This is a genomic window from Kitasatospora sp. MY 5-36, from assembly GCF_001182915.1.
Lineage (GTDB): Bacteria > Actinomycetota > Actinomycetes > Streptomycetales > Streptomycetaceae > Kitasatospora.
Genome location: NZ_LFVW01000420.1, coordinates 1 through 10,242 on the forward strand (window position 1 = coordinate 1; position 10,242 = coordinate 10,242).

The window sequence follows — 10,242 nt, forward strand, 5'->3', positions numbered from 1 at the left end:
GGCGGTGAGCGGCGGGACGGGTGTGATCCGGCTGCTGGCCGGGGTGACGGGCGCGGCCTGCCTGCTCGCGGCCGCCCTGGTGGGCTCGCTGCGGGTGCGGGCCCCGCGGCAGGAGCGGCCGGCGGACACCCGGGAGCGGGCGGAGCCGCTGCGCCGGATCACCCTGTTGAGCCTCGCCAACGTGCCGTACGCGTTCTGCTTCGACGTGCTGGAGGTGGCGCTGCCCGCGCTGCTGGTGCTGCACCTGCACGCCTCGCCGACCTGGTCCTCGGGCGTCTTCGTCGGCAACACGGTGCTGGTGATCGCCCTGCAGCTGGCGCTGGTGCTGAAGCTGGCGGACCGTTCGCGGCACACCGTGCTGGCGGCCTCGGGGGCGCTGCTGGCGGTGTCCTACCTGGCCTTCTGGGCGGTCGGCTCGCTGGGCGGCGTGCCGGGGGCGGCGGGCATCGCGGCGGTCTCGGTGCTGTACACGCTGGGCGAGATCCTCTACACCGGCTCGGGGACGGCGCTGGTGGCGTCCGTCGCCCCGCCTCACCTGCTCGGCCGGGCGCTGGCGCGCTGGGAGCTGTCCTCGGGGGTGGGGCGGGCGGCCGCGCCGGCCGTGCTGACGGCGCTGCTGGCCGCCGGACCGGGGGCGCTGTGGGCGTCGCTCGCCGCCGCCACGGCGCTGGGGGCGCTGGCGGTGCTGCGGCTGGGTCCGCGGTGAAGGCCGTGGCCCCGACCCCGGTGGGATGATCGGCCCCATGGCTCTCACCCCGCACCAGCAGCACCTCCGCGACCGGATCATGGCCGCCGGGGTGACCGCTCCGCCGGAGCCGTGGCGGCCCGTCGGCCGGGGGATGATCGCGGTCGGCGGGCTGCTCGGCATCGGCTTCGCCGTCCACCCGGAGAGCGGGCACGACTTGGTGCTGACGGTCTCGCACAGCGGCCACGGCCTGTTCGACGCGGTGACCGGCCTCAAGCTGGCCCGCGACCACGAGCCCGCCGAGGACCCGGACGGCCAGGACCTCGCCTGCCCCGGCCTCGGCCAGGTCGCGGACGTGCGCATCCCGGTGGCGGGGACGTGGGGCGGCGGGCTGCACACCGCCGCCGACGGGGGCTGGCACATCGAGGTGGTCGCGCCGGAGTGGCCGCACCACCGGGTGCTGCTCGCCAGCGGCCGGGGGCCGTGGCAGGGCGAGCACGGCGAGAGCTGGTGGCTGGTCCTCGACTCCTCCTGGTCCACCTTCCGCGCGGCCGGCTTCTCCCCGACCGGCCGGACCCTCGCGGTGGCCACCAGCAGCGACCTCACGCTCTGGACCCGCGGCTAGGGCCTGTCTTCAAACTCGCGTCTGCGGGGCGACGCCGGGAGTTTGAAGACAGGCCCTAGGCCTTCCGGATGCGGACGGGCCGCGGACCGGTGATGCTGACCGCGAGGCGTGACCGGCCCGAGGAAGGACGAAAGAAGCATGAGCGCACTCGACTTCGAGATCATCGACAGCCCCGACAGCTCGCTCAACAAGACCTCCGTCCTGGTCACCGGCCCGCAGGACGCGCTGCTGGTGGACGCCGGGTTCACCCGCTCCGACGGGCGCCGGCTGGTGGAACGGATCAGGGCGAGCGGCAAGGAGCTGACCACGGTCTTCGTCAGCCACGGCGACCCGGACTTCTACTTCGGCGCCCAGGAGGTCCAGGACGCCTTCCCGCGGGCCCGCTTCCTGGCCACCGCCACGACCGTCGAGCACATCCAGGAGACGTACGAGTCCAAGCTGCGCGCCTGGGCCCACCTGGGCCCCGAGCTGCCCACCCGGCTGGTGCGGCCCGAGGTGCTGCACGGGGACGAGCTGGTCTTCGAGGGCCACCGCTTCGAGCTGCGCGGCGCCGACTTCCACCTGCCGGACCGGCACTACCTCTGGCAGCACCACCACCGGGCCGTACTGGGCGGGGTGCTGCTCTTCGAGGGGCTGCACGTGTGGACGGCCGACACCCCGACCTCCGCCCAACGGGCCGCCTGGATCGACCTGTTGGACGGCATCGAGGCGCTCCACCCGACCTGGGTGGCGGCCGGCCACCGGATCGCCGGCGCGCCCACGGACCTGAACGCCGTCGACCACACCCGGGCCTACCTGCGCGCCTTCGAGACCGAGATCGGCCGGGCCGCGGACGCGGCCGCCGCCAAGGAGGCGCTGGAGCGGCGCTTCCCGACGCTGGGGCTGCGGATCGCGGTGGACATCGGCACCAAGGTCGTCATGGGCGAGATGGCGTGGGGGTGAGCGGACGGTGATCGAGATCCCCCGGGACGTCGCCTCCTTCGCGGAGTCGCAGTCCCCCGCCGACGTGGTGCGCCGCCAGTACCTGGCCTCCGCCCGGGGCGACCTGGCCGCGCTGCGCGCCACCCTGGCCGAGGACGTGGAGTGGACCGAGATGGCCGGCTTCCCGCTGGGCGGCACCTACCGCACTCCGAAGGGCGTCACCACCAACGTGATGGAGCGGCTGGCCGCCGACTGGGACGACTGGACGGCGCACGACGACAGCTACGTGGTGGACGGCGAGGACGTCGTGGTCCTGGCCCGCTACACGGCCGTCCACAGGGCCACCGGAAAACCGCTCGCGGTGCGGGTCGCCCACCACTTCACCGTGCGCGGCGGCCGGATCGTGCGCTTCGAGCAGTTCACCGACACCGCGCTGGTCAGGGAGGCGATGACGGCCTGAGGCCCGCACGGGACCCTCGCGACGCCCGCGTTCACTCGTACGGGCGAGCGCGGCGCGGCGCGCCAGGCGCGGTCTCGACAGACCACCCGGACGGCGGCAGGCTGACCCCGACCACGGCCGGAGAACGAGGAGTCGAGCATGGCGGGCACGGACACCGGGACCACCGGAGCGGGCGGCGGGCGGCAGCGCCCGATCGTCGTCGTCGGGGCGTCCCTGGGCGGCGCGAAGGCGGCCGAGGCGCTGCGCGAGGCCGGGTACCGGGGCGGCATCGTCCTGATCGGCGAGGAGCACGAGCGCCCGTACGAGCGGCCGCCGTTGTCCAAGGGCTACCTGCAGGGCAAGACGCCCCGGGAGAAGATCTACGTCCACCCGCCGCAGTGGTACGCGGAGCACGACGTCACGCTGCGGCTGGGCACGGCGGTGGCCGAGATCGACCCAGCCGGGCACACCGTGACGCTCGCCGACGACGGCCGGATCGAGTACGCCAAGCTGCTGCTGACCACCGGCTCGGTGCCGCGCCGACTGCCGGTGCCCGGCGCGGACCAGGACGGGGTGCTCTACCTGCGCCGGGTCGAGGACAGCGACCGGATCAGGGCGGCGCTGCGGCCCGGGGCCCGGATCGCGGTGATCGGCGCGGGCTGGATCGGGCTGGAGGTGGCGGCCGCGGCCCGCGAGGCGGGCGCCGAGGTGACGGTGCTGGAGGCGCTGGAGCTGCCGCTGCTGCGGGTGCTCGGCCGGGAGGTCGCCCAGGTCTTCGCCGACCTGCACCGGGAGCACGGGGTGGACCTGCGCCTCGGCGTGAAGGTGGCCGAACTGACCGGCGAGGGCGGCTCGGTGACCGGCGTGAAGCTCGCCGACGGCACGACGGTGGCGGCCGACGCGGTGGTCGTCGGCATCGGCATCGCCCCCGCCACCGGCCTCGCCGAGGCGGCCGGGCTGGAGGTCGACAACGGGATCAAGACCGACCAGCACCTGCGCACCTCGGACCCGGACGTGTACGCGGCCGGCGATGTCGCCAACGCCTACCACCCGCTGTTCGGCAGGCACGTCCGGGTCGAGCACTGGGCCAACGCGCTCAACCAGCCGCAGACCGCCGCCCGCGCGCTGCTCGGGCAGCCGGACGCGGTGTACGACCGGGTTCCCTACTTCTTCACGGATCAGTACGACCTCGGCATGGAGTACGTCGGCTACGTCGAACCCGACGGCTACGACCGGGTGGTGTTCCGCGGCGACCCGGCCACCCGCGAGTTCATCGCGTTCTGGCTCTCCGGCGGCCGGGTGCTCGCGGGGATGAACGTCAACGTCTGGGACGTCACCGACCCGATCCGCGAACTGGTGCGCTCGGGGCGGGTGGTGGACACCAAGGCGCTGGCCGACCCGAAGGTGCCGCTCGGGGACCTGTAGGGTCCGGCCTCAGCCCACCGGGATGCCGGGGTTCACCAGCCCCCGGCCCCCGGTGACGGTGTTGCCCGCGCCGATCGTCACCGTGCAGGTCGCCGCGTCGTAGTCGGTCACGTCGATCGCGTAGCGGTCCGGGCCGGTGGCGCCGGTGAGGTCGGAGCGGTTGCCCCGGAAGACGGTGCCGCAGCCCCAGCCCGGCCGGACGCTGTGGACCTGGTAGCCGTCGTCGGTGGTGCGCCGGCCGGTGTTGTTCTCGATGACGTAGCCGTTGCCCTTCACGTCGACCCAGGAGTCGTCGTAGTTGCGCCCGGTGAGGCCGTCGCCGTCGAAGGTGTTGCCGGAGACGAGGCCGCCGACGGTGCCCTCCTTGAGGTCGACGTTCTCGGCGCCGATGTTCGGGCCGAAGGTGTTCCCGGTGATCCGCACATAGTCGCTGTGGTCGGTCAGGGTGTTGGCGGTGCCGACGTAGACGCCCTCGCCCATGCCGTCCCGGCTGAGGCCGGTGTCGTGGATGCGCGAGCCGCGCAGCGTGCCGTGGGCGCTGGAGTTGCGGAAGTGCACGCCCTCCATGGTGGTGTGGTGGACCGTCACGTCGTCGAGGACGACGTAGTCGGCGGAGTCGGCCATGATGCCCTTCTGGGCCCCGGTGACGGTCAGCCCCTGGACGGTCCAGTAGCTCGCGCCGTCGAGGTGGAGGCCGTAGCCGCCGCCGGTGGGGGTGGTGAGGACGGCCTTCGCCGAGCCGGTGAGGGTGATCCGGGCGGCGGCGGTGCCGGGGGTGGTGGCCTTGAAGGTGCCGGTGTAGGTACCGTCGGCGAGCTGGATGGTCTGGCCGGGCGCGGCGGCGGCGAGCGCGCTCTGGAGCTGCTTGGCGGTGCCGACCTTGACCACGGCCGCTGGGGCGGCGGAGTCGCTGGCCACGGCCGCGGGGGCGGCGCTGCCGAGGGTGAGGACGGTGAGCGCGGCGAGGAGAACGGGGCGCCTGGTCACGGACGGTGCTCCTTGCGGTGGTCGGGGCCGGCCGGAGGACGGGGCCGGTGGCGACAGGAACATGCCGTCGCCCAGAGTGGACTGGACCATTCCGAGGCGTCAAGAGTGCCTCCCCGCGCGATACTGGAGCCCTGGGGGAGCCCCGGACAGGGTCGGTCAAGGTCGGACGGGTCGGACAGGTCGGACAGGGAGGCGGCGATGGGCGGCGGTACGGCCGGGTTCGCCGTGGTGGTGTTCGGTGCGCTGGGCAGCGTGGTCGCCTACCTCGCCGGGGTGGTCGGCCTGCGCGAACTGCGACGGCTGCGCCGGGTCGGCGTCCCCGTACGGGCGCTGGTGCGCGAGCGCGCCGCGGCGCCGGAGGACCGCGCGCTGCCGCCGCGCCCGCTGCTCCAGTTCGAGACCGAGGACGGCCGGGTGGTCGAGGTCTTCTCCCCCGTCCCCTCCACCGCCCGCCACCCGCTGCCGGACGGCGGCTTCGTCCCGGTCCGCTACGACCCGGCGGACCCGCGGCAGGTGCTGGTGGACGGGCGGGAGCGCGCGGGGCTGGAGTACGGGTTCCTCGCGCTCGGGGTGCTGGTGGTGCTCGGCTCGATCACCCTCGGCGCCGCGGTGCTCTGAGCGGTACGGCGCACGCGGGCGGGCGGGCCGCGCCCGACCCGCCCGACGCACTCACATGGTGGCCGCGGTGGTCGCCGCCACGGTGGTCGCGATGGTGACGGCGGCCATCGTGAGCTGCACGGCCCGGATCGCCTCGCGGACGGAATCGGCCGCCCCGTCACCGGCGGCGATCTCGGCGAAGCGCGGCTCGACCTGCTTGCGGGGCAGCTCGGGGAAGGCCAGCCCGTGCAGCCGGGAGCCGTGCAGCAGGGCCACCAGGGCGGCGGTGCGCAGGTCCGGTTCGGCGCCGTCCAGCACCACCGCGGCCAGCCGCGCGCGCAGTTCGCGCTCCGCGCCGCCGTCCGCCTCCGGGTAGCGGCGGACCGGGAAGATGCCCAGCGCGCGGCGGCGCTCCTCGACCACCAGGCCGCGCTCGCACAGCCGCGCGACGGTGTCGGCGACCACCGTCGACCGGTCCCTGGTCAGCCAGTCGGCCGCCTTGGCCTTGCCGGAGCGGCGTCCGGCGGCCCACTCGTCGAGGCGGGCCAGCCGGCCGTCCACCAGCGGTTCGCCGGTCGGGGTGCGGTCGGTGACGGTGAGCCGGCCTTCCTCGATCGCGACCCGCTCGGCCAGCACCAGCTCGGCCAGGATGCCGCCCGCGGCGGCCCAGGCGGCGGTGGCGGCGTCCTTCGCCACGCCGGACTCGTCGTCCAGCGAGAGCAGCATCAGCTCCTCGGCGAGGGTGACGTGCATCGGGGTGTCCCTTCTTCTCGGCTTCTCGGCTTGTCGCGGCCACGCGGGCCCCAGGCGCGTAGCCCTCAGCCCCGCAGGGCGTCGACCAGGCGTCGGGCCCGGGTGTCCTCCTCCAACAACGCCCGGAGCAACCGATCAGCGCCCTGACCTGCGACGTCGGCCAGGTAGGCCTCCACCGAGCGAGGGTCGGCGGGCAGCGTCACCTCGCCGGAGTCGAGCGCGGCGTGCGCCCGGGCGTAGTCGAGGCCGAGACCGGCGAGCAGTTCGCCGGCGCCGTCCTCCTCCACCGGCCGCGGCTCGTGGCGGGCCACCTCGTGCACGGCCAGCAGGGCGAGCAGGACGTGCTCGGTGCCGGGCGTACGGCGTCCGAGGCGCTCGGCCTGGGCGTCGGCCTCCGGCCGGATCCAGGCCGCCGGACCGGACGGGCCCGGCTGCAGCAGGCGCTTCCAGCGCGGGGCCGGGTGGGCGCGGCGGGCCAGCAGCGCCTCCCGGGTGGGGCGCAGCAGCGGGTCGAGGACACCCGGCGCGGCCGGGTCGCCCGCCGAGACCGGCGAATCCGGTAATTCCGGTGGGTTCAACGAGTTCGGTGAGACCGGCGAGTCCCGCCGGTCCGGCTCCGGCACGGTCGTTTCCATCGGCCCTCCCACGACTGCGGCTTTACTCGGACTATACGCTCGCTTTTCCTTCTCTTGGGCCTTTTCCGCACGTCAAGAAAGCGTCAGGACGGCGCCGGCTGCAGGCCCGGAAGACCGGGCGCCCCACCGTTGTTGCCATCTGGTGCCATCGTGAGAACCGCGCCCGCGAGAGGGGTGAGCACCATGGCCGACACGCTCCCCGGGCCGGGCCCGGTCCCCGAGGCGCAGGCGCCGCTGGACGCCTACTCCCGGGTCGTCACCTCCGTCGCCGCCGCGCTGACCCCGCGGGTCGCCGCGCTCCAGGTGCCCCGGCGCGGCCGGGGCGGCTGGTTCAGCACCGCGCTCGGCTCGGCGGTGGTCTTCACCGAGGACGGGTTCCTGCTCACCAACGCCCATGTGGTCGGCCACGCCGACGCCGGGACGCTGGCCTTCGCCGACGGCACCACCTCCCCCTTCCACACCATCGGCGCCGACCCGCTCTCCGACCTGGCCGTGCTGCGCGCCGACGGGCCCACCCCGTCGCCGGTGACGCTCGGCGAGGCGACCGGCCTGCGGGTCGGGCAGCTGGTCGTGGCCGTCGGCAACCCGCTGGGCCTGGCCGGGTCGGTCACGGCGGGCGTGGTCAGCGCGCTCGGCCGCTCGATCCCGGCCCGCTCCGGCAGCGCGGTGCGGGTCATCGACAACGTGATCCAGACCGACGCCGCGCTCAACCCGGGCAACTCCGGCGGCGCGCTGGCCACCGCGGACGGCGAGGTGGTAGGCATCACCACGGCGGTGGCTGGGAACGGGCTCGGCCTGGCCGTCCCGATCGACGCCACCAGCCGCCGGATCGTCGCCGCGCTGCTCGCCGACGGCCGGATCCGCCGCGCCTACCTCGGCCTCGCCGGGGTGCCCGCGCCCCTGCCGCCCGCCCTGCGCCACCGCACCGGGCAGCGCACCGGCCTGCGGATCGTCGAGGTGGTGCCCGGCGCGCCCGCCGACCGCGCCGGGCTGCACGAGGGCGACCTGCTGCTCACCGCCGCCGGCGAGCCGATGGGCAGCGCCCAGGCCCTCCAGCACCTGATGCTGGCCGACGCGATCGGCCGCCCGCTCCCGCTCACCGTCCTGCGCGGCGAGGCCCTGGTCGACGTGCTCGCCGTCCCGGCGGAGCTGCCCGCCGACGACTGACCGGGAGCCTGGACCATCGGCAGGGCCGGGGCCGGGACCGAGCGCCGACGGCATCCTGGTCACCTCCATACCGACATCGTGCGCGCCCTTATGTCCGGCGCCGCGACGAGGGCCGGAGCGGGGAGAAAACCGTTGGCGCCCGGGCGACCGGCGTGATTAGGCTGACGCCGTTCCGTACCGATCGACCCGGGCTGCCGCCCGACCGGAGAGGGTGTCTTGATGTCCCGGATCGCGCCGAGTGCGCCTCGCCACCGTCCGACGACCACCGTCTGACGAGCTCGCCTGACGACCAGTCGAGGCCGCTCGGCCTGCTCTTGCTGCCACTGCACGAACCCCCCCAGCAAGGAGCACCCCGGGTGTCCAGCACCTCCAGCACTCCCCCCGTTCTGAAGACCTCCACCTTCGCCTGCGCCTGGTGCGGTCTGACCGTCTCCACCTACGCCGCCGACGGCACGCGGCGCAACCACTGCCCGTCCTGCCTGCACTCGCAGCACGTCCTCGACCACGTCGAGGGCGGGCCGAGCGACTGCCTGGGCCGGATGTCGCCGATCGCCATCGCCGTGCTGCGCACCGGCGACTGGACGGTCGTCCACCGGTGCGTGCGCTGCGACGAGCTGACGTCCACCCCGGTCTGCACGGACGACAACCAGCTCGTCCTGATGCGGATGGCCGTCCGTCCGCTCGCCCAACCGCCGTTCCCGCTCGAAGCGTTCGGCACCCTCTGAAGCGCGCCCGGAAGAGGGAGGACCGAACCATGCCACGACGCAAGAACACCGGCGGCGGGGGTCGGCGGGACCGCCGCCCGCAGCGGTACAAGGACGTCCTGCACGGGCAGGGCGGGCACCGGGCGCACGCCTTCCGCTGCGTGGACTGCCGGCTGGACGTCCCACTGGACGCCCCCGGCACCGCCCACCGCAACCACTGTCCGAACTGCCTGGCCAGCCGTCATGTCGACGGCCGGACACCCGGCGACCGGGCGGCCGGCTGCGGCGGCCGGATGACGGTGCTGAGCCTGTCGGTCCGCGCCGACGGCGAGTGGATGATCATCCACCAGTGCCTGTCCTGCGGCGAGTTGAGCGCCAACCGGATCGCCGGGGACGACAACGCCCTGGCCCTGGTCCGGCTCGCGCTCAAACCCTTGCAGGACACCACCGTGGCGCACCGCACGATGCTCACGCTGTAGGCGCGCGTCCCCCGCGCGCCCCCACGCGTCCCCGTGTCTCCGACCGGGACGCGCCTGTGACCGGGGCGCGCGGGGCGGTCGCGGCGGGCCCGTCCGTACGGGTGGGCCCGCTGTCCGAACCGTCGACCGCTCCGCGCGCCCGGCCACCTGTCCCCACCGGTTCACCGGGGGGCTCCGGATACCGGCCGGAGCCCCGGTTCCTCGGCGCGGTCCGTCCGTACGGGCGGACCGTTCACGGGCCGCGCCTCAGACCGGGCGGTCCGGGCGCAGCAGCGCCACCCGCACCGAGCGGCGCGGGAGGGCGGCGGGCAGGGCCGCCAGCAGGGCGGCGGCGGTGAACACCGCGTAGTGCCCGGCCTCCACCCACGGTCCCGCCCAGCCGAGTTCGCCGTGGTGGTGTTCGGCGAAGGCGTTGCGGCAGAGCCAGGCGGCCAGGCCGATCAGCGGCGCGGCCGCCGGCCGGGAGCGGCGGCCGACCAGGGCGCACAGCGCCAGGTAGCCGACGTACGGCAGCGGGCCCGAGTGCAGTTCGCCGAGGACGCCGAGCACCAGCGCCACTCCGCCGCCCGCGAGCAGCGCCACGCTGCCCGCGGTGCCGGCCGACAGCCGCTCCAGCACGGGGTGGTAGCGGGTGCCGCCGGGGCGGGCCGAGTACATCCGCACCGCGGACTACCGCTCCGCCGCGAGGAGTTCGGGCGCGGGCCCGACCGGCAGGTGCCAGCGGGTGCGGCGGTGCAGGGCCTCCAGGTCGTGCAGCAGCTCGGGGGCCGGGACGGTGAGCACCGGGCAGCCGGCCCGCCGGGCGCAGTACGCGGGCACCGCGCG

At 75.1% G+C, this 10,242-nt stretch carries 12 protein-coding genes and 1 pseudogene; 9 read left to right on the plus strand and 4 right to left on the minus strand.

Annotated features, from left to right (window positions below; all coding sequences use genetic code 11):
- From AE652_RS25165 to AE652_RS25185, 5 genes and pseudogenes are all read left to right on the plus strand, one after another.
- A pseudogene (locus AE652_RS25165) lies at positions 1–706 on the plus strand (MFS transporter); the annotation flags it as partial.
- A 37-nt stretch (positions 707–743) separates the two neighbouring features.
- On the plus strand, positions 744–1,310 hold the full coding sequence (locus AE652_RS25170) for a hypothetical protein (protein ID WP_049655393.1): 567 nt from the start codon (positions 744–746) through the stop codon (positions 1,308–1,310).
- Positions 1,311–1,448: 138 nt separating this feature from the next.
- Positions 1,449–2,252, plus strand: a complete 804-nt coding sequence (locus AE652_RS25175) for an MBL fold metallo-hydrolase (RefSeq protein WP_049655396.1) — start codon at positions 1,449–1,451, stop codon at positions 2,250–2,252.
- A gap of 7 nt (positions 2,253–2,259) precedes the next feature.
- A complete protein-coding gene (locus tag AE652_RS25180) occupies positions 2,260–2,691 on the plus strand; it encodes a nuclear transport factor 2 family protein (RefSeq protein ID WP_369808330.1) in 432 nt (143 codons plus the stop codon).
- A 138-nt stretch (positions 2,692–2,829) separates the two neighbouring features.
- Positions 2,830–4,095 (plus strand): NAD(P)/FAD-dependent oxidoreductase, encoded by a 1,266-nt coding sequence (locus AE652_RS25185; RefSeq protein ID WP_049655399.1) that lies wholly within the window; start codon positions 2,830–2,832, stop codon positions 4,093–4,095.
- Between the two features lie 9 nt (positions 4,096–4,104).
- Here the strand turns inward: AE652_RS25185 and AE652_RS25190 are convergent, their stop codons facing one another.
- The gene (locus tag AE652_RS25190; protein ID WP_049655402.1) at positions 4,105–5,082 is read right to left on the minus strand and encodes a right-handed parallel beta-helix repeat-containing protein; all 978 of its coding nucleotides are present in this window, start codon (positions 5,080–5,082) and stop codon (positions 4,105–4,107) included.
- Positions 5,083–5,280: 198 nt separating this feature from the next.
- Here AE652_RS25190 and AE652_RS25195 point away from each other — a divergent pair, with 198 nt between their 5' ends.
- A complete protein-coding gene (locus tag AE652_RS25195) occupies positions 5,281–5,700 on the plus strand; it encodes a DUF3592 domain-containing protein (protein ID WP_049655405.1) in 420 nt (139 codons plus the stop codon).
- Between the two features lie 51 nt (positions 5,701–5,751).
- Here AE652_RS25195 and AE652_RS25200 read toward each other — a convergent pair whose 3' ends face one another.
- Complete coding sequence (locus tag AE652_RS25200; RefSeq protein ID WP_049655409.1) at positions 5,752–6,432, minus strand: GPP34 family phosphoprotein; 681 nt, start codon at positions 6,430–6,432, stop codon at positions 5,752–5,754.
- Between the two features lie 65 nt (positions 6,433–6,497).
- Positions 6,498–7,067, minus strand: a complete 570-nt coding sequence (locus AE652_RS25205; protein ID WP_159028555.1) for a hypothetical protein — start codon at positions 7,065–7,067, stop codon at positions 6,498–6,500.
- Between the two features lie 183 nt (positions 7,068–7,250).
- On the opposite strand from AE652_RS25205, the gene AE652_RS25210 reads away from it, so the two are divergent.
- The 3 genes from AE652_RS25210 (at position 7,251) to AE652_RS25220 (ending at position 9,417) form a co-directional block, all read left to right on the plus strand.
- Entirely contained in the window at positions 7,251–8,234 is a 984-nt protein-coding gene (locus AE652_RS25210; protein ID WP_049655424.1) for a S1C family serine protease, read from the plus strand.
- Positions 8,235–8,590: 356 nt separating this feature from the next.
- Positions 8,591–8,959: an RNHCP domain-containing protein gene (locus AE652_RS25215; RefSeq protein WP_049655414.1), complete on the plus strand. Its 369-nt coding sequence runs from the start codon at positions 8,591–8,593 to the stop codon at positions 8,957–8,959.
- Positions 8,960–8,988: 29 nt separating this feature from the next.
- Positions 8,989–9,417, plus strand: coding sequence for an RNHCP domain-containing protein (locus AE652_RS25220; RefSeq protein WP_049655418.1), 429 nt, complete (start codon positions 8,989–8,991; stop codon positions 9,415–9,417).
- Positions 9,418–9,663: 246 nt separating this feature from the next.
- On the opposite strand, the gene AE652_RS25225 is transcribed toward AE652_RS25220, so the two are convergent.
- Complete coding sequence (locus tag AE652_RS25225; RefSeq protein ID WP_143204713.1) at positions 9,664–10,080, minus strand: hypothetical protein; 417 nt, start codon at positions 10,078–10,080, stop codon at positions 9,664–9,666.
- Between the last annotated feature and the right edge of the window lie 162 nt (positions 10,081–10,242).